This is a genomic window from Deltaproteobacteria bacterium (assembly GCA_020845895.1).
Lineage (GTDB): Bacteria > Lernaellota > Lernaellaia > JACKCT01 > JACKCT01 > JADLEX01.
Genome location: JADLEX010000047.1, coordinates 62358 through 80910, shown reverse-complemented (window position 1 = coordinate 80910; position 18553 = coordinate 62358). Strand labels below are relative to the sequence as shown.

Here is an 18553-nt window from a genome sequence, read left to right as displayed (position 1 = left end):
GGAGAAAAAGAAATGTCCGAGAGCGATCAGATAGGCGATCGAGAACAGCGCCGGAATCCCGATCAGCAGCGCAATCTTCCCCGCGACACCGAATCGGCGTCGTGCGCGCGCTTCCTGTCCGGACCGCGTCCCTGGGTCATTCGAGCATCGGTCCGGCGAGTCCTGTGAGCCCGCGGGCTCGACGGAAGCGACCTCCATGGATGAACGCGACCGGGCCATGCTCGAAAACCCTCCTCCGAGAATTTGCGAAGGTCATGACGATTCGTCGGCGCATTCCTGGCATTCCTGAAGCATATCGCGAATAATAAATTCTTTTTGCGTCTCCCGGAATGGACTCTGCGAAAAAACGGACCGTGGCGGAAATGCGGACCGGCCGACGGGAATGCCGTCCGACGACTACTCCCGGGACAACTCCGCGACAATCTCGGCAGCGCGAACAGCATCCTCGTGGTCCGCGGGATAGACCTCCTGATAAATCTCGTGCGCGATTTTCGCGTTCGCGAGCGCACCTGCCGCGTCGCCCTGATCCTTCAGGAATCCCGCGAGATCGAGATGCGCCTTGGCGCGCGGCGCGCTCTTCCCCTTGCTCGACCCGATCATGTCCTCCAGCGCCTTGTTCAGGCGCTCGCGCGCTTTTTCGGCTTCGCCCATTTTCGCGTAGAGCAATCCGAGTTTGCCCTCGGTCGTGGGAATCGTCTTGTCGAAGGGACCGAGCGCCGCGCGCTGAAGCGTCAGCGCCTCGACGAGTTTCGCCTCCGCCGCCGGAAGGCTCGCCCGCTTCTCGTCCACGTCCGCCGCCTCGACGAGAACCTTGGCCAGATCGCGTCGCTCGTTCGGCGCTTTCTCGCGAAATTCCGCGATCACCGCCTCATACGCCTTCGCCGCGTCGTCGAGTTTTTCTTCTTCGGCGAGCCAGGAAGCGATCAGCGCCCGCGCGTCCCGATTCCATCCCGCGCTCTTTTCCGCGCCGTCTTCTTCGATGCGTTTCACCATCGCATCCTCGGCCAACGCGCGCGCCTCGGTGAATTGTATTGCGTGCGCGAGTTTTTTCGCCTCGTAAAGGCGTTGCGCCGATTCGCGACAGTTATGCAAAATTTCGTCGTCGAGCTCCTTGCGCCATTTCTGCTGATAGAAGTTGGGATAGAACCGTTCGAACTCGGTGCGTTTCGCGCGCGCCTCGTCGCATCGACCGACCGAGGCCAGCATCCGAATGGTCTGGAACGCCGCGCCGCCATCCATCGACGTATAGCCGTACTTCCCGGTGCGAATGTCCTCCAGCGACGCCAGCGCTTCGTCGACGCGATACTCCCGTTCGAACGCGTAGGCATGATCTCCGGCGATGGACTGCATCCAGAACGAACTCGGAGACGCCGCCTTCTGTTGCTCGGCCAACTCGATCACGCGACCGTATTGCTCCGCATCGTACGCCTTGTGAATTTCCCGGTAGCCGGTCGCCTGCGCCAGAAGATCTCCAATAAGGTCGTCGCGACAGACGCGGGTTCGTTTGCGAACGGTCGTCCATTTCGCCTCGCCGCTCGCCGATTCCATGGCGGCTCTCCAGTTCGTCCCGCCGTAAATGGACGACACCAGTTTCTTTCGTGCGGCTTCGCCGTACACTCTCTCGAAGCACTCCACAAAGGTTCGCGCCGAATGGTAGCGTTTGGCCGACTTCTCCTTCATCAACTCGTCGAAATCCAGTTCCGGATCCCAGCCGTTCAGATCGGTCTTCAGGGCTTCCATGACGTCGTTCGTGCCGTGGTAACTGAGCCCTTCCCCTACATAAGTCGGCATTCCCACGAGGTCGTCGAAATCGTTGTGGAATTCCAGCGCCACATGCAGCAATTCGTGCGTCACGACGGTCTTCAGGTCCCGCTTCCCGGTCAGAAACATTTGCGCGAACAGCGTGATGGACTGTCGATCCTTTCGCGTTCCCGATCTCCACATCGTCGTTTGACCGTGACGTCCCTGATCCGCCAAATTGTCCTGGATCGCGATCGTCACCGTGTTCAGGTATTTGCGCGCGCCTTCGTCGCCGATATAGGCCACGACCGTGTCCACGCACGCCGGATAGACCTCGCGGATGCGCCGCTCCAGCTCGGCGATCTCCTCGGGCTTCACACGGTGCTGCATCTTCGAGGTGGTGAACTTGATGCCGAGTTCCTCGGCATGGACCGGAACCGCGACGAACAGCAGGACGACGAAAAGCGCGGCGAGTAAACGCATGGCGTTCTCCTTTGCGCGGATCGGGCGCGAGATTTGCGAATTTTCGTGACGCAGCCTCATTGTATGTGCTAAGAAGCGACCGGGCAACGCGGCTCGTTCCGCGCGCATTTGCATTTTTTTGGGGGACCGTCGTGGCCGACAAATTCGCATTCATCGACGAGGAGATGGACCGTTTGGCGGGAGAAGGGCTCAAGATTCGTCTGCGCACCATGGACAGCGCCGCGGACGGCTGGATGGTGGTGGACGGCCGGCGCGTGCTGAACTTCTGCACCAACAACTACCTGGGTCTCGCCAACGACGCGCGCCTGAAAGACGCGGCCAAGCGCGCCGTCGACACGTGGGGCGTCGGCCCGGCGGCGGTGCGTTCCATTGCCGGAACGCAGGCGCTGCACGTCGAGGTCGAGCGCCGCCTCGCGGCCTTCAAGGGCGTCGAGGACGCGCTCTTCGTTCAGTCGGGTTTTTGCGCCAATCAGGCCGTCATCCCCGCGCTGGTCGGCAAGGAAGACGGCATTTTCTCAGACGAGCTCAACCACGCGTCGATCATCGACGGCTGTCGGCTGTCGCGCGCGAAAATCGTCGTGTTCCAGCACAACGACCCCGAGGACTGCGAGCGGATCGTCCGTGAAAACATCGGCCAGTTCCGCCGTACGATGCTGATTTCCGACGGCGTGTTCTCGATGGACGGCGACATCGCGCCGCTGGACCGGTACCACGCGATCGCCGAAAAGTACGGGTGCGTCGCGATGGTGGACGACGCGCACGGCGAGGGCGTGCTGGGTGGCGGGCGCGGCATCGTGCATCACTTCGGGTTGCAGGGGCGCTTCGACGTCGAGGTCGGCACGCTCTCCAAGGCGTTCGGCGTCGTGGGCGGCGTGGTCGCCGGAAAAAAGCGGATCGTCGATTTCATCCGCCAGAAAGCGCGGCCCTTCCTGTTCTCGTCGGCCACCACTCCCGCCGACACCGCCGCTTGCCTCGCGGCGGTGGACATCCTCGAATCGTCCTCCGATCTCGTCGATCGCCTGTGGTCGAACGCCGAATACCTCAAAGCGGGATTCGCGAAACTGGGCTTCGACACCGGCGTCACGCAGACCCCGATCGTGCCGCTCATGCTTGGCGAGGCGCCGCTCGCGCAGAAGTTTTCGGCGCGGCTCTTTGAGGAAGGGCTCTTCGCCATGGCGATCGGTTTTCCCACGGTGCCGCGCGGCAAGGCGCGCATTCGCGTCATGAATACCGCCGCCCACACGCGGGCCGATCTCGACCTTGCGCAGGGCATTTTCGCGCGAGTCGGTCGGGAGCTGGGCGTCATTGAGAGCGCCTGAACCCTGATGCCGAATCGGTAACCCGCGCTTACGAATCGACATGCCGACCATGTGAGATTCGTGCCATTTGTGGACGCGCCACGTCTGGGTCACGCAAGTTAACTCATTGTTTTATTGAGCGAATAATTCAACCGCGACATCGAAATCCGTTTTGGCACCGGGGTTGCAAAGTGTCAGTGGCGTGCGTTGCGGATGACCACTGATTTCACGGAGGACCCCATGTCGTGGAAACGGATTTCGGTTCTGGCTTTCGTGCTCGGCTTCACCTTCTGTTTTGCCGCCGTGGCCGCGGCCGGCGACTACTCGATGGCACCCGACAAGAACCCGCAGCTCAAGCGGTCGTCGTACGGCATGCTCGTCGATGCGGTCGGAATGGAAGAGGCGGCCTACGACCGCTTCATCACGCCGGCCCCCGGCTGGGATCCGAACCCCGGCGATCTCGACGGCTCGGAAGACATCACCATCGGCGGCGTGACCTTCAAGAGCGGATTCTGGTTCAAGAAGGCCAGCGCGCTGCTCGACTACGCGTGGTCGCAGTGGCAGGCCGGACGTTACTACAAGGCCGCCTACGCCGCGCAGGCCGCTGAGACGATCTTCGTGGGAATCGTGGAGTACGAGAAGCTCTGAGCGAGAACGCGGGCGTCGCCCGCGGGCCTGAAACCTCGCGCCGCCGGACGGATGCCGGCGGCGCGGGTGTTTCTACCGGACGGCGGGTGTTCTAACGGGAATTCCGAAAAAACAAAGCCCGCCGGAGCGGGCCTTGTTGATCGGCGAAATTCAGTCGATCGGCGAAATTCGGAGGATCAGCGCGCCCAGGCCGCGACGGCCACCTCGGCGGCAAAGGATTGCTCACGCTCGCTCGGGAATTCGGCGATGCGCCAGCTTCCGGTTTCAGTCATCAAGCGGCGCGCGAGGCGATTGTTGAGGCCGTGCCCGCTGCGAAACGCCACGAGGCGTCCCAGCACCGGCAGACCCGTCATGAACAGATCGCCCACCGCGTCGAGAATCTTGTGGCGAACGAACTCGTCCGGGTAACGCAGTCCGCCCTTGTTGATGACGTTGAAGTTGCCGAGCACGATCGCGTTGTCCAGGCTGCCGCCGGCGGCGAAGCCGTTGGCCTTCATCATCGCGAGTTCGTTGAGGAACCCGAACGTACGGGCCGGGGCGACCTCGCGCAAATACGCATCCGGGTCCAAGTCGATCGCGTACGACTGGCGACCGATGAAGGCGTGGTCGAATTCGATCTCGTATTCGACGCGGAAGCCGTCGTAGGGATAGAGCGCGACGTGTTTGTCGGCCTCGCGAATGACGACCGGCTTGGTGATCATCATGTAGCGGCGAAGCTTGGACTGGGTCTTGAGTCCGACGCCCGCGAACAGGTGCGCGAACGGGGCGGCGGAGCCGTCCATGATCGGCACTTCCTCGGCGTCAATTTCGACCGTGGCGTTGTCGATGCCCATGCCGACAAGAGCCGACATGAGGTGCTCCACCGTGGAGATGAAAAAGCCGCGGCCCGAAACGGTCGTCGCGAAGCTGGTGCTCGTGACGGTCTCGGGACCCGCCTTGACCCGCTGGCGGCCTTCCAGATCCGTGCGGACGAACTGAATGCCGGTATCGGGGGGCGCCGGGTGAACCGTCAGATTCACCGGGCAGCCCGTGTGAAGCCCAACGCCGCGGCAGGTCACCGAGGCGTTCAGCGTGTGTTGCCCGTTCATTCGAGCCCCTGCGATTCGCATCTCTCCACCGCTCCCGAAAAAGGCAAATCCCGAAAATTCAAAATCCAACGGTTTAAGGGACTGAGCAATCCGCGTGCCATACCGATTGGTTTGATCGTCCAGCCCGCCGATCCCGGATTCATGGGCGATTCCATGCCCTTACGAACCCTGTCCACATGGGCTTCCTAAAACCGTTTCCGGCTGATTTTCGGCCGCTGTCGCTTTTTTGCAACACCAGTGTTGCATTTGAGCGACGATTCAAACGGATTCCTTGGATATTCGAGGTCCAGAATGAACGAAGGCTCAGCGAGAAATTTCCTCCCCTTTTCAAGGTGTTGACCGACAACCCTTAAGAACGATTCTTCGGTTTTCCCCGCAAGTATCCGAACGTGCTGGGGACTTCGTCCCCGAGGTCGAAACGGTTGCCGAAATGGCGCGGGCGGGGCCGGAAAATCAGCGCGGATCGATCTCGAACACGCGCGCCGGGGGAACCGGCGGCTTTTCGGTCAGCTCGAATAGTCCGCGCGATCCGATCGCCTCGCCAGGCGTCAATCGCGTCGTCCCCTCTTGCGGAAACTCGAGGACGAAACGCGCCGGCTCGCGCGACGCGAAGTGCTCGACGAGCTTGCCCATCGCCGCGTTGTCGAGGCCGGTGTCCTTTTCGCACGGCGGGCTGCCCGGCGGGCACGCGTAGGCGAGCGGCAGCTCAATCGAGGCCGGAACCGAGTTCGTCACCGTGAGCCGACAACCGGGTTGCTCACGCCGGGCGAACTCGCGCGCGATGCGAACCTCCTCGATCTCCTCCGTCGGCGCCGGGCACTGAATGCTGCGCACAAGACACTGGCCGGTCCACGCGTGCCGCGCCGCCACCGGGTGCCCCTCGGGCCAGACATGCAGAAGCGGGTATTCGATAAAAAAGCCGTTGACGTGAAACGCGACGAGCGTGGGCACGAGCAGCCAGCCGACGAACCGCGCGCCGGAAGACCGCAATACCCGCTCGGCCCCCGCCGCGAAAACCACCGCCGTCGCGGGGATGAAGGGCAAGAACACGCGGCGCAGATCGGTGTTGCCGTCCATCGACACGAACCACCCAACGGCCACGAAATACGCCGTGAGCGGAATGCCGACCGCCGCGAGCTGACGCAGCCGCCAGACGTTTCGCCGCGCCGCCACGCTAAACGCGACGAGCCCGAGCAACGGGTAATACGCCACGTGCCACGCGACGAAATCGACGGCCAGCGCGTACGCCTTCACCACGCGCCATGCGGAATTCAAAGACCAATCCAGCGCGCCCACGCTGTTGGGGATGTTCTCCGCGCGCCCGAGCACCTGCGACCAACCGAACGCATCGGACAGGTTTGCAAATCCGCCGACGAGACCGATCGACGAGACACCGAGCCACGCCAGCGCGAACGCGCCGGCCATCATCGGCCCACGGCGGCGGACGCTCGGAACGGCCAAGGCGATCGCCGCGAGGGCGAACGGCGCGGGCGGCACGTATTGGTAGCGCGCGAGCCCCGCGATCGCCCAGGCCGCTCCCGCGAGCGCCGCGTCGCGCGGGCCGCCGTCGTGCGCCGCCGCGCGCGCGCCGAACCACAGCCCGAGCGCCACGAACAGCGCCGCGAAGACGTCGGTGGACGCGAGCGTCGAATACATCAGGAACTGCGGATTGGCGGCGACGACGACGGGCGCGATCCACCGCGCGCGACCGGGAATCTCGCGCGACGCGGCGTGTGCGACGAGCGCCACGATCCCCGCCCCCGCCGCGAGCGTCACGAACTTGCCGACCCAGTACGTGGCCGCGCCGATGATTCCCGCGAGATGGCCGACGACAAACGGATACAGCCACGGCCACGTGCCCTTGCCCATCTGCACGTACAGGCCCATCTCCCCGCAACGCACGTACCCGGCCATGATGTAGTGGCCGTCCGATTCGCAGCCGACGACGAGGTGCGTGCGTGTGGCCCAGATGATCGCGAGGCCCGCGCACGCGAACAGGACGAACGCGAGGGCCGCTTCGAGGGTGTATCGGGGTCGGGCGGCGTCGGCCAAAGGCGATCCTGCGCGCGAAAAACGTGGAGCCGCGATTCAAGCGGAAATCGCCGCGCCGCGCTACGGGATCTCTATTGCGGCATCCGTGCCGCGAGCGAACGTGCGCGTTGCGACATCAGTGCCACAAGCGCCCGTGCGCGTTGCGATGTCAGTGCCGCAAGCGACAGCGCGCGGGCTGTCGCCACGACGTCCGTGCCGCAAGGGGCAGCGCGCGGGCTGTCGCCACGACGTCCGTGCCGCAGGGGCAGCGCGCGGGCCGTTGCGTGTGCCGCCGTCGCCACTCGCGGTGCAGCCGGAAGCCCGTCAAGGAATGCTACGCGTTCAAGCCGTCGTTCGTCGCGGCGAAACACGCGTTCGTCGTAGCCCGGCGGTTCGGTTCGACGAGTTCTGTATCTTGTCCCAAGAATCGTCCAAGAATCGTCAAGAATCGTCCTAGGAATCGTCCCACCGTTCTTCGAGAACCTCAGGACGTGGTGAGCCCGTCGAATCGCAGGTTTCGTGCGTTGATATGCCTTATTCCCGGTGAAAAGAACCAGCACGAAAACGATATTTTGTCCAGTGATTTCAGCCAGTTAATGCCATTTTTCAGGGGCGACTATTGACTTTCACCGATTTGCGCCAATCGACGCAAGGGCAAGCCGCGTAGGCACGGTACCAATCTTCTGCCCAACGATCGTTGCGTCGATGGCCTTGTCGACCTGAATCCGCTCGTGCCGCCGGTTCAGGATTTGGTTGAAGTGGCTGCTGTACAGATCCAAAAAGGTCGCACCGGTCGTGGCGGTTTCTGTCTCACATTTTCCGCCACACTCATGTGGCAATTGTGTCCACACATTGCTCTGCGGCAGGGAATTTTTCGTAGCATTCATTATAACATTTATCGTAGACAGGCCCACATTCTGACTCGCACATCAAAACATCTTCTGCGGTCTCTGCGCAATCCTTCTCGCACGCTTCACGTTCCTCACCGCATCGATCAAGGCATTCTTCGCCCTCCTGGGACAGTCCGCTGCAGGCGGCTTGGTCGTCGTCATCGTCGTCGCCGCTGTCACAGCCGATCAAAACTATGGTCAGTGCCGCCGTCAAAATGGCATATTTCATGATCTTCTCCTGTCTTAGACCGCTTGTCATGGACATTCGGTTCCGATGCCGATCAACCCGCGCATCGGCATCCAGTTGTTCATAGTGGATTCCTCGTTGGCGATCGGCTTGACTCGCATGATTATGTAGTAGTTTTGTCCGTTTGAGACGGTCGATGGGATCTCAAACGAGGTCTCTACGAGTGTGGTGCTAACAGCGCCGGTCGTCGCCGAGCGGACTGTCGGCGATTCCTGGTCCGTACCGGACCCCCAAGGGTCGTTGATTGAAAACCACATTTCCAAATTGTAGGTTGCAGAACTGTGGCCGTAGTTCATGACGGGGACGCGAACCTTGACAAAATCGCCAGGGCAGAGATTTGAGTGGATTTCCGCAGTCGTGCAATATTGATCGAATTTGCCAGCCCAATGTAAGCCATATGCGGGTCTGCAAAGTTTATAATTTTTGATGTCGCCAGTCCCAACGTCATTCGGCCAAATGTTGTTTGCTATCGCCAGATCGGTTTCGGTTTCGCTTTGGGGGTAAATCGTCCGAAGTCCTTGACGTTCTTTAGGCGCGGGCTCCACGCGTTTGTTGTCGTCCCTATTTGTGAAAAGCACTGAACCAGACGAAACAGTGGGATGCATGTATCCAAAGTCAGAGGTCGTATGATCGAGTCCAACGCCGTGCAACAACTCGTGGATAATGACGGGTCTGGCATAAAAGTCGCCACCGTCGCCAAACGGATACGGATCCCTGACGGTTGTTGGAATGCCCCATATCCAATCGACGTCATCGGCGATCTTGATATCCATTTCCCAAATTTCGCAATATGCGCCGATATCCATCATCGTCAGGCCGAGCGTACCATCCGGAAGAGGTGCCATCCAAATTTCGCTTTCACCGTTATCCGAGCCGGTTGATGTCGTGGTTACCAAATTGATGTCGATCCAAGAATCGTTCACCGCGCCGATTCTCGCTGCCGGATGGCTCACCGCCTCTCGTTGAATCATATTATAAAAATCCCCGGGGCCGACGTCTATTTGGATTGTCGGATTCGCATCCCAAGCGACCGGACAACCGTCGATTGTCCACCACACCCAAGCAGCGGCCGATTGTGGAGACAATAGAATTGACAGCACACACAACGCGAATGACAACGCGACGATTTTCGCATTAGGTGCTCGCATGGACATTTCCTCCTTCGTTCTGTGAGTGTGTCAATTCGCAACAAAATGCTTAAGGAATTCGACGAATTCTGTCCCCGACAGTGGCCGGGAGGGAGCCAGAGCGGTGTTTTTTGCAATATCGCGGATGTCATTTTCGAAGTCCGTAGCGTTGACCAACATGGGCTCAAGCTCTTTGGTTGTCTTGGTATCCAATGCGTCTGCTGAAGTCCATGCGTCACAGTGTTTCCTATCCAGAGACAACTCGCACCGGTAGTCCTCTTTGACAGAAATGTTTGCGTTGTTGATAGCAGTGACTGGAAAACCATTGTTGTTTAGGACGATCAAGTCGGTTTCGCCCTTAATGAATCGGAATACCCCATGCATACCGAACGAGGAGCCGAACAACCAATGGTTTGAACTTCCTTCGAAAACCACAACATCATCATCTACGTTAAAAGAAGGTGCGCCAGCTATGGCCTGACGACGTTCGCCGTTCTGCCCGCCAGCAACGTAGATGATCTTTTCTCGACCCGTATCCGATCCGGCGTACTGTTCAGTAACAGTAAATCGGACTATGGTATACGCGTAACTTCCTCCGGAAGGGGTGGCAACGGTCCGATAATCGATCGAGACAACGGTTCCACGAAATACACCGACGGAATGCGATGCTAGAAACGAGGGTGACGTCAGCTCATCTGTACTTGCAGCCCATGACGTGGCCCAAGCGCTCGTTTTTGCACAAGTAAGAATCGCAATGGCCGTCACACATAACAATATAGCATGATTACGCGCTTTCATAGCAATCATCCTTATCGTTGGTAGTGTGGTCTGCCATGAGAGTATTGATCTTGGTGCCTGTGGGACGCTGGGGGTTCCGGTTACCGGGGTTTGCCGTGTCGCCCGCGACGTGGATAATGACCTCATCCTCCACGGGGTTCGTCACCAAGGCTTTCGCGGCGTTGATGTGCTTTTTCGGGCCGATGCTGCCTCCGCCGGAGGTGGCCTGACTGCCGTCCCACGCGTCGTTGCCCGCCGCGAAGTCCGAATAAATATGCACCGTCATCGCCGCTCTCCTTCTCGGGTCTTGCGCCCGGCTGCCGTTTTGACTTTTTCGATAATAAACGCCCCCCCCCCCCATATTGTCAAGAACTTTTTTCGTGGCTTGCGAGGCGCGCGGGCCAAAATCTTTTCCCACCGGTGGCCAATGCGCCGGTCCGTGATTATGCTTTCGTGTCGGCGCGGTTCGCGCCGGGCGGGGTGCGTCATGAGGACCGCGCTGATCGTGATCGCCGTGCTCGCCGCGGCATTCGTACTGGACCGCCTGTTGCTGGCCGCGGAGGCGCGCGGTTGGATCTACTGGCGAAAGAGGAAGGCGTCGCCGGGCACGGCGGCGCTCGCCATGCTCGAACTCGAATCCATCATTTCACCGGCCAAGCGGCACGTCATCGAACAGAAACGGGAAGAACACGCGGAAGAGGATGACGAAGGCGATCCCCCCACCACCTGACGAGTCCGCGCCCACGCCGGACCGCGCGTGGATCGCCCTCGTCGCGATCGTCGCCGCGCAGGCGCTTGTCAACGCGTGGTTCACGTCGCACATGGCCACGCGGCTGTACGGTGACGAGGTCGGCCACCTTCAGACGATCATGTGGACGTGGCGGCACGGCCCGGGGCAGATCTGGGGCGGGGTTTATACGCCGCTCTACTACCTCGTCGCCACGGCGCTGCATCACGTCTTCGGGCCGTCGATTCAGGTGGACATCGCCGCGAACATCCCGTTTCACGCGGCGCTCGTGTGGGGCGCGCACGGCATCGCGCGACACCTGACGCGCTCGAGCCGCGCGGGCGTGGTCGCGGCGATTCTCGTCACCACGCTCCCCCTCGCGGGGGGTCTTTCGCGCATGGCGATGCTCGACTTTGCGTCGATCGGCATGGTGGCGATGGCGTTTCGTCTGCTTCTCGAAACGCAGTCCTTTTCCGACCGGCGCCGCGCGCTCGCGTTCGGCGTCGCGGCGGGGCTCGGCACGCTGACGCGCGACAACTTCCCGATTCTGCTGCTGGGGCCGTCGCTCGTCGAATTCGTCGCCATGATCTGCGAGACGAGTCCGACGCGCCGACGCGCGAAGTTCGCGAACCTCGCCATCGCGGCGGGCGTCTCCGTCGCGATTGCGTTGACGTGGTACGGCGTGAACTTCGCGAACAAGATCCGCGGTGGCGCGATTCGCGTCACGCTCGCGGGCAATCTCGCGGGCGAGCCGATCTGGTCGTGGAACAACGCGATGTTCTATCCGTTCACGGTGGCGGACATCGGCCTCGGGCCGTGGCTGTTTCCGATTTTTGTCGTCGCCGCGATCTGGGTTTTCGCGCGGCGAAGTCCCGCGCGGGCGCACCTCGCGGCGTTCTTCGCCCTGCCGTGGCTCGTGTTTTCATGCCTCGACTGGAAACTCGCGCACTACGTCGCCCCGTGGGCGTGCGGATTCGCGGCGGTCATGGCGGCCGGCCTCGCGGCGATTCCTCGCGCGAGATGGCGGACGGGTGCGCACATCGCGGTGGTCGGTGTCGCGCTCGCGGGGTGGCTCGGCATGGCGACGAACGCGATTCCCCGCGACTGGCTTAATCAGAACGGCTGGTGGGCAAACCCGATGGGCGTGCGTTGGACGGCGTTCGACTACCAGCAGGATCTGCACATCGGCCCGCCGCGCACGTGGGAATCGACGCAAATCGACGAAGTGTGCTCGCGGCTCGGCGACGCGGCGCGCGGGCGCGAGCGCCCGATGATCGTGGTGCGTTTCCTGAATGTTCCGACTGGCGTGAGCGACGTGGAGCACCCCTTCGCGTTTCCGCTGACGTATACGCTGCTGCGCGACGGCGCGAACGTCGAGATCAAGGATGTGAAATTCGAGACCGACGGACGCCTCGCGATGTACTGGGCGTCGGAAACGCTGCGCCCGCCCGAGAAGTGGATCGAGGACGCGGCGTATTTGATCGCGCCGCAGGACTTCGACGCACCCGCGTTTTTGGGGCAAGGCGATGCGTGGAGCGTCGCGGGGACGTATCGCCACCTCGACCGGGAGTACGCGCTGTTCGAGCGATCGTTGCTGCCTTGACGGGATACCGCGGCGGTCGGAGCCAGACCCTTCGCTTCGCTCAGGGTGACAAGAAGCGGCTCAGGGTGACAAGAAGCGGCTCTGGGTGAAAAGAAGCGGCTCTGGGTGACAAGAAGCGGGCTCAGGGCCGCAATCCGTGGCGGTCACTCCGAGCGCTCATTTCCGCTGTCATACTGAGCGAAGCGAAGGATCTTGTACCAGCTCACGCAAGGCCCTTCGCTTCGCTCTCCTGCGACCTCACTCGCCCGGTCAGCGCACCAGCATGAGCGACAGAGACGGCCAATACGTGATGAGCGCGACGGTGAGCAGCAGCAGGATCAGGAACGGAATCGTCGCCACGTAGAGTTGCACGACGGGCCGCTCGAACCGGAACGACGCAATGAACAGGTTCATGCCCACCGGCGGCGTGCAATAGCCGATCTGCATGTTGGCGAGGAAGATAATGCCCAGGTGTACGCGGTCGATGCCGTACAGATCGGCCATGGGCAACATGAGCGGAAGCACAATGACGAGCGCCGAGAAGATGTCGAGCAGGCAGCCCAGCACGAGCAGAAAGAGGTTGAGCAGCAGCAGGAACGTGAGCGGGCTCGACACGTGCTGTTGCGTGAACTCGAGCAGTTTGACGGGGACCTGCGCGTCGATGAGGTAGTTCGTCGAGGCGTATGAAACGGAGAGAATGATGAGAATGCCGCCGACGAGGACCATCGAATCGCGCATGACGCCCGGCAGGCGGCGTAGCGAGATCTCGCGGTAGATGAAGACCTCGACGATGAGCACGTAGACGGCCGTGACGGCCGCGGCCTCGCTGACGGCGAAAAATCCGCTGTAGATGCCGCCGAACACGACCAGCGGCAGCGGCGCTTCCCACGCCGACCCGCGCAGCGCCGCCCACACCTCGGGCCACGTGAATTTCTGCAAGGGGATTTTCTGCACCTTGCCTTGGTACATCGCGTAAGCCGCCAGCAGGGTGATCATCAGCAGGCCCGGAAGGATGCCCGCCAGGAACATGTGATCGACGCTGACCTCGGCGACGATGCCGTAGAGAATCAGCGGAATCGACGGCGCGAACAGCAAGCCCAGGCTCCCCGCCGTCGTGAGCAAACCGAGGTTGAAGTTTTCGCGATAACCCTCGCTCGCCATCGCGGGGAAAAGCAGCGCCCCGAGGGCGACGATGGTGACGCCCGACGCGCCGGTGAGCGCGGTGAACATGGCGCAGGCGACCAGCGCGACGATCGGCAGACCGCCGGGCATCCAGCCCAGCAGCGCCTTCGACGCGCGCACGATGCGCCCGGGCGCTCCGCTTTCGCCCATGATGTAGCCCGCGAACGTGAAGAGCGGGATCGCGAGCAGCACGGGCGTGTCGGCAATGCGGTAGATCTCGATCGCGACCGCGGACAGGTCGATCCCCGACTTGTGAAAGCCGCGCAGGGCGGTCGCCGCGATGATGGTGAATAGCGGCGCGCCAAGCAGGGCGAAGACGAGAATGATGACCGGCATCAGCGGCCCGCCTCCGGCTCTGCGTCGGCGGGCGCGGGACGTGCGGCTTCGATCGCGTGGATTACGGCGTATCGCGCATAGCGAATCGAAATGACGGCAAACGCGAATGGGATCACGATTTCCACCGTCCAGGAAGGCAGGTCGAGAAACGTTTTCGACCCGAACTCGATTTCGTTTTTGATCAGGACCGTCCCCGCGTAGGCGACCAGACCGGCCACACAAGCCGCGAATGCGTCGGTGGCCACACGGATGGCGGCCCGCATTCGCGGCGGCGCAAACCGCGAGACGACATCGACGGTGATGTGCTTGTCCTCGCGGGTGGCGATGGCCGCACCGAGCAGGCCAACCCACAGCACCAGGTGGCGCAGCATCGGGTCGGCCCACAGGAAGCCGGTGTCGAACAGGTTGCGCAGGACGATCTGCCCCACGGCGAGCAGCATCATCGCGCCGAGCAGTGCGGCGAGGATCATGTCCTCCGCCGCGTGCACGAATGCGAGCGCGCGCGCGAGGCCCGTTTTCTTTTGGGTCACGCTCAAGTTACTGGCCTTTGGATTTCCGATAGGCGTCGAGGATGCCCTGTACCTTCTGCACCATCTCCGGTGAGAATTCCTTCATCGACGTCAGCTTCGTCGTAGCTTTCTGCGCGACATCGGTCATCTGCTGATCGCCCTCGGGCGTGACGTCCGTGAATTGCAGTCCCTGCTTGGCGAGCGTCTGCATCGCCGCATCGTTCGACTTGCGCACACTGACGTCCAGCGCCTTCATGTGCTTGGCGAAGACCGTGCGCACGGTCGCCTGATCCTCGGGCGAGAGCTTGTCGAATCGTGGCTTGGCGAAGGCCAGCGTGCTGTAGATGTAGATGAGCGGCTTTTTGCCGACGTATTTCGATTCCGTGTACCACTGCAACGTCACCGCGCCGACGGGCGGGTTGGCGTAGGTGTCGAGAATGCCGGTCTTGAGGCTCGTGAACACGTCGGAAATCGGCTGAGGGATCGCCGGCACGCCCATCTCCTCGAAGACCGTCTTGCTGATCGGGTCATTTTCCGGGACCCAGATTTTTTTGCCCTTCAGATCGCCAAGCGTTTTGATTGGCGACTTCGACATCAGGTAGGCGAAGCCCACCTCGATATTGCCGACCGGGACGTAGCCCGCTTTTTCGAGTCCCGCCATGATGACCGGCTCGATCTGCGGACGGACGTGATCGACCTCGTCGTAGGAGCGGAACAGAAGCGGCAGGCTCATGATCTGGAAATCGCGATAGACCGACGAGATGCCGCCCGCCGTGAACGTCGCACCGTCGATCTGGCCGATCTTCATCTTCTTCAGAATCGTGTCGTCCTTGCCCTGCGTGCCGCCGGGAAACACCTGGATCTTCACGCGGTTCTGCGTGGCGGTGGCGATCTCCTGTCCCGCGGCGTTGATGGCCTTCACGGCGTCGGTGCCCTCGGGGGCGAGCGTCGCGATCTTGAGAACGGTCTGGGCGTATGCGGGCGCGACGAGGGCGCAAAGCGCCAGTACCGCGACGAAAACAACGACGGGTCTTTTCACGGGGTTTCTCCTTCTTCGGCCATGGGCTCACCGAACCAGTCGGATGAACCGTCGAGCAGGGTTTTCGCCTCGCGCTGGGCGAGCGTGTTCACAAGCGTGAGTTCGGGCACCACGTCGGCCGGAATCGCGAGCGCCTCGGTCAGCAGCCGGTCGTGCAATTCGCGATCGAGAGCCGGGCGGGCATACTGCTTCGCGTAGAGAACATAGGTCATCACGAATTTTCCGCGACCGAGCCGCAGGGCCGCCTCGAATTCCTTTTTGCCGTCTTCGGGCCGTCCGCCGAGCGCTGCCGGAATGAGCGTGTGCAGGACGCCCATGTAGAGGTGGGGGCTGCCGTACGAGTATGCGTCGTCGAGTTCCAGCAGGCGCTGCGTCATCGATTGGACCTTGGCGAGATCGGCGATGGCGTTCATGTCGTCGGCGTGCGCCTGAATCCATGTCGCCCACGTGCTCACGACGAGAAAGAGCGCGGGGACATCGACCTTGGTGAACGTCGACAGGCACGGCGCGAATTCGGTGTACGGACGATCGTGCAGCGCCGCAAACGTGGGGTTGCGCAGGGCCATGGCGCGAATCGCATAGTCGCGGGCCTTGTCGGAGAGGATTTTCGCCCGCTCCGGCTCCTTGCCGACGAGGAACGCCGACGTATACGCCGAGTAGATCTGCGCCGCGCCGGACAGGTAGCGTTCGTTATCGGGATCGCCTTCGAGCACGCCGTCGACGACCAGCAGGAACGCCGGGGCGCCGTCGCGGACGAGCTCGGGGTCCTTCTGTTTTTGGACCGCCGTCGACAGGTTATCGACAATCCCCGAGACACGGCTCTGGACGAGTTTGGAGCATCCGGCGGGCGCAAACCCGATGACGACCGCGACCGCGGTCGCGATGAACCTGAAACGTGCCATGGCGTGCCCTGAAATCGCCGCGAAAGGCGGCTTGCTGAAAACGGGCCGTATATTAGTCGCGGCCATGGGGCGTGTCAAAACGCGCGCCCGCGCGAAACCGGCGAAAACGAATTGTCGGCACGCGGCGAACTATGTTATTGAACGGGCGGGCGAATGGAATTGGGTCGCGTCTCGCCCGGAAAATCCTTCCTCTCTACCCGAAGGGGCTAGCCGCGTGCCTCGCTACGATCTGAGCCTTCACGGCATCGTCAACGTCGGTCATGAATACTGGAACCTCGGCACCCCCGCGCTCTACGAGCAGGTGGTGCGGCACCGCGAAGGCATCATCGCGCACAGGGGGCCGATCGTCGTACGCACGGGCGGTCACACCGGGCGTTCGCCCAACGACAAATTCGTGGTCCGCGAAGCGTCCACCCAGGGCGAGGTGTGGTGGGGCGACGTCAACAAGGCGTTCGACGAACACCGATTCGAATCGCTCTTCCACCGCATGACCGCGTATCTGCAGGGCAAAGACCTGTTCGTGCAGGATTGCCGGGCGGGCGCGCATCCCGACCACAGGGCCTACATCCGCGTCATCACCGAGACGGCGTGGCACAGCCTCTTCGCGCGCAACATGTTCATCCAGTGCCGGGGCGAGGAGCTCGAAAACTTCGAGCCCGACTACACGATCATCAACGCTCCGAATTTCCACGCGAAACCCGACGTGGACGGCACGCGCAGCGAGACCTTCATCATCCTCAACTTCGCGAAAAAGCTGATCCTGATCGGCGGCACCAGCTACGCCGGCGAGATCAAGAAGAGCGTCTTCACGCTGCTCAATTACCTGCTGCCCACCAAGGGCGTCATGCCGATGCACTGCTCGGCGAATCGCGGCCCGGACGGCGACACGGCGCTCTTCTTCGGGCTCTCGGGCACGGGAAAGACGACCCTCTCGGCGGACCCACGCCGCGATCTGATCGGCGACGACGAACACGGATGGGCACCCGACGGCATCTTCAATTTCGAGGGCGGCTGCTACGCCAAGGTCATCAAGCTCTCGAAGGAATCCGAGCCCGAGATCTACCAGACCACGCGCACGTTCGGCACGATTCTCGAGAATGTCGGCTTCGCCGACCCGAACACGCGCCGTCTGAATCTGGAAGACGATTCGCTGACCGAAAACACGCGCGCGGCTTACCCGCTGACGCACATCCCACACGCGCTCATCGGGGGTGTGTACGAGCACCCCAAGAACATCCTCATGCTCGCGTGCGACGCGTTTGGCGTGATGCCGCCGATCTCGCGCCTCACCACCGGCCAGGCGATGTATCATTTCCTCTCGGGATATACCGCCAAGGTCGCCGGGACCGAAAAGGGGCTCGGCAAGGAACCGCAGGCGACGTTCTCGACCTGTTTCGGCGCGCCCTTCATGGTCCACCACCCCACGACCTACGCGCTGCTGCTGAAGAGATACATCGAAACGCACGACACGCATTGCTGGCTCGTCAATACCGGCTGGTCCGGCGGTCCCTACGGCGAGGGCAAGCGCATGAAAATCGAACACACCCGTGCGCTGGTGAATTTCGCGCTCGACGGCAGCCTCGCGGCGGTCCCGACGCGCGTCGATCCCACGTTCGGATTCGAGGTGCCGCTGGAAGTGCCCGGCGTGCCGAAAGATGTGCTCGATCCGCGCGCCACGTGGAAAGACCCTGAAGCCTACGACCGCAAAGCCCGTGATCTGGCCGGACGTTTCATCAAGAATTACGAACAATTTTCTGGCGAGATCGCCGATTCCGTGGCACAATACGGACCGGCGGCAAAGTGAGCCTGCCCCGACGCCGGGCGGGATGAATCAGAACGAAATGGACGAAGGACAGTGGCCCGAGTGATTCAGCCTCCTCTCACAACGCTCTATTGACCATTGCCCTTCGTCCGCCCTCTTCGCCGCCGAAACTCCCCGAATCCCGC

16 protein-coding genes are annotated in these 18553 nt (G+C 62.0%); 5 read left to right on the top strand and 11 right to left on the bottom strand.

Annotation, left to right across the window (positions count from 1 at the left end; all coding sequences use genetic code 11):
• Positions 1 to 396 precede the first annotated feature (396 nt).
• Positions 397 to 2223 carry a tetratricopeptide repeat protein gene (locus IT350_06160; GenBank protein ID MCC6157619.1) on the bottom strand — a complete coding sequence of 609 codons (1827 nt, stop codon included), beginning with the start codon at positions 2221 to 2223 and terminating at the stop codon, positions 397 to 399.
• A 131-nt stretch (positions 2224 to 2354) separates the two neighbouring features.
• Between IT350_06160 and IT350_06155 the strand changes: the two genes are divergently transcribed.
• Together IT350_06155 and IT350_06150 are read left to right on the top strand one after the other, a co-directional pair.
• Positions 2355 to 3542, top strand: coding sequence for a glycine C-acetyltransferase (locus IT350_06155; GenBank protein MCC6157618.1), 1188 nt, complete (start codon positions 2355 to 2357; stop codon positions 3540 to 3542).
• Between the two features lie 219 nt (positions 3543 to 3761).
• Positions 3762 to 4169 carry a hypothetical protein gene (locus IT350_06150; protein MCC6157617.1) on the top strand — a complete coding sequence of 136 codons (408 nt, stop codon included), beginning with the start codon at positions 3762 to 3764 and terminating at the stop codon, positions 4167 to 4169.
• Between the two features lie 176 nt (positions 4170 to 4345).
• Here IT350_06150 and IT350_06145 read toward each other — a convergent pair whose 3' ends face one another.
• The 6 genes from IT350_06145 to IT350_06120 form a co-directional block, all read right to left on the bottom strand.
• The gene (locus IT350_06145; GenBank protein ID MCC6157616.1) at positions 4346 to 5257 is read right to left on the bottom strand and encodes a UDP-3-O-acyl-N-acetylglucosamine deacetylase; all 912 of its coding nucleotides are present in this window, start codon (positions 5255 to 5257) and stop codon (positions 4346 to 4348) included.
• Positions 5258 to 5710: 453 nt separating this feature from the next.
• Complete coding sequence (locus IT350_06140; GenBank protein MCC6157615.1) at positions 5711 to 7309, bottom strand: glycosyltransferase family 39 protein; 1599 nt, start codon at positions 7307 to 7309, stop codon at positions 5711 to 5713.
• Positions 7310 to 8116: 807 nt separating this feature from the next.
• A complete protein-coding gene (locus tag IT350_06135; protein ID MCC6157614.1) occupies positions 8117 to 8407 on the bottom strand; it encodes a hypothetical protein in 291 nt (96 codons plus the stop codon).
• A 26-nt stretch (positions 8408 to 8433) separates the two neighbouring features.
• The gene (locus IT350_06130; protein MCC6157613.1) at positions 8434 to 9579 is read right to left on the bottom strand and encodes a hypothetical protein; all 1146 of its coding nucleotides are present in this window, start codon (positions 9577 to 9579) and stop codon (positions 8434 to 8436) included.
• A gap of 24 nt (positions 9580 to 9603) precedes the next feature.
• Positions 9604 to 10350 carry a hypothetical protein gene (locus IT350_06125; protein ID MCC6157612.1) on the bottom strand — a complete coding sequence of 249 codons (747 nt, stop codon included), beginning with the start codon at positions 10348 to 10350 and terminating at the stop codon, positions 9604 to 9606.
• Positions 10337 to 10615, bottom strand: coding sequence for a hypothetical protein (locus tag IT350_06120; protein MCC6157611.1), 279 nt, complete (start codon positions 10613 to 10615; stop codon positions 10337 to 10339). Before IT350_06120 ends, IT350_06125 begins: the two co-directional genes overlap by 14 nt.
• A gap of 201 nt (positions 10616 to 10816) precedes the next feature.
• Between IT350_06120 and IT350_06115 the strand changes: the two genes are divergently transcribed.
• The gene (locus IT350_06115) at positions 10817 to 11059 is read left to right on the top strand and encodes a hypothetical protein (GenBank protein ID MCC6157610.1); all 243 of its coding nucleotides are present in this window, start codon (positions 10817 to 10819) and stop codon (positions 11057 to 11059) included.
• A complete protein-coding gene (locus IT350_06110; GenBank protein MCC6157609.1) occupies positions 11031 to 12659 on the top strand; it encodes a glycosyltransferase family 39 protein in 1629 nt (542 codons plus the stop codon). The genes IT350_06115 and IT350_06110 overlap by 29 nt, the downstream gene beginning before the upstream one ends.
• A 249-nt stretch (positions 12660 to 12908) precedes the next feature.
• Here IT350_06110 and IT350_06105 read toward each other — a convergent pair whose 3' ends face one another.
• From IT350_06105 to IT350_06090, 4 genes are read right to left on the bottom strand one after another with little or no spacing between them, the layout of a single operon-like run.
• Positions 12909 to 14156 (bottom strand): TRAP transporter large permease subunit, encoded by a 1248-nt coding sequence (locus IT350_06105; GenBank protein MCC6157608.1) that lies wholly within the window; start codon positions 14154 to 14156, stop codon positions 12909 to 12911.
• Positions 14156 to 14692: a TRAP transporter small permease gene (locus IT350_06100; GenBank protein MCC6157607.1), complete on the bottom strand. Its 537-nt coding sequence runs from the start codon at positions 14690 to 14692 to the stop codon at positions 14156 to 14158. Before IT350_06100 ends, IT350_06105 begins: the two co-directional genes overlap by 1 nt.
• 1 nt (position 14693) lies before the next feature.
• Entirely contained in the window at positions 14694 to 15704 is a 1011-nt protein-coding gene (gene dctP / locus IT350_06095; GenBank protein MCC6157606.1) for a TRAP transporter substrate-binding protein DctP, read from the bottom strand.
• The gene (locus tag IT350_06090) at positions 15701 to 16606 is read right to left on the bottom strand and encodes a hypothetical protein (protein MCC6157605.1); all 906 of its coding nucleotides are present in this window, start codon (positions 16604 to 16606) and stop codon (positions 15701 to 15703) included. Before IT350_06090 ends, dctP begins: the two co-directional genes overlap by 4 nt.
• 64 nt (positions 16607 to 16670) lie before the next feature.
• Between IT350_06090 and pckA the strand changes: the two genes are divergently transcribed.
• Positions 16671 to 18410, top strand: coding sequence for a phosphoenolpyruvate carboxykinase (ATP) (gene pckA, locus IT350_06085; protein ID MCC6157604.1), 1740 nt, complete (start codon positions 16671 to 16673; stop codon positions 18408 to 18410).
• Positions 18411 to 18553: the final 143 nt, after the last annotated feature.

Bases quoted from the DNA above. Each gene is read 5' to 3' on its own strand.
- IT350_06135 (MCC6157614.1), bottom strand. From the start codon at position 8,407: ATGAAATATGCCATTTTGACGGCGGCACTGACCATAGTTTTGATCGGC.
- IT350_06150 (MCC6157617.1), top strand. From the start codon at position 3,762: ATGTCGTGGAAACGGATTTCGGTTCTGGCTTTCGTGCTCGGCTTCACC.
- IT350_06120 (MCC6157611.1), bottom strand. From the start codon at position 10,615: ATGACGGTGCATATTTATTCGGACTTCGCGGCGGGCAACGACGCGTGG.
- IT350_06125 (MCC6157612.1), bottom strand. From the start codon at position 10,350: ATGAAAGCGCGTAATCATGCTATATTGTTATGTGTGACGGCCATTGCG.
- IT350_06115 (MCC6157610.1), top strand. From the start codon at position 10,817: ATGAGGACCGCGCTGATCGTGATCGCCGTGCTCGCCGCGGCATTCGTA.
- pckA (MCC6157604.1), top strand. From the start codon at position 16,671: ATGGGGCGTGTCAAAACGCGCGCCCGCGCGAAACCGGCGAAAACGAAT.
- IT350_06090 (MCC6157605.1), bottom strand. From the start codon at position 16,606: ATGGCACGTTTCAGGTTCATCGCGACCGCGGTCGCGGTCGTCATCGGG.
- IT350_06110 (MCC6157609.1), top strand. From the start codon at position 11,031: ATGACGAAGGCGATCCCCCCACCACCTGACGAGTCCGCGCCCACGCCG.
- IT350_06130 (MCC6157613.1), bottom strand. From the start codon at position 9,579: ATGTCCATGCGAGCACCTAATGCGAAAATCGTCGCGTTGTCATTCGCG.
- IT350_06105 (MCC6157608.1), bottom strand. From the start codon at position 14,156: ATGCCGGTCATCATTCTCGTCTTCGCCCTGCTTGGCGCGCCGCTATTC.
- IT350_06160 (MCC6157619.1), bottom strand. From the start codon at position 2,223: ATGCGTTTACTCGCCGCGCTTTTCGTCGTCCTGCTGTTCGTCGCGGTT.
- IT350_06145 (MCC6157616.1), bottom strand. From the start codon at position 5,257: ATGAACGGGCAACACACGCTGAACGCCTCGGTGACCTGCCGCGGCGTT.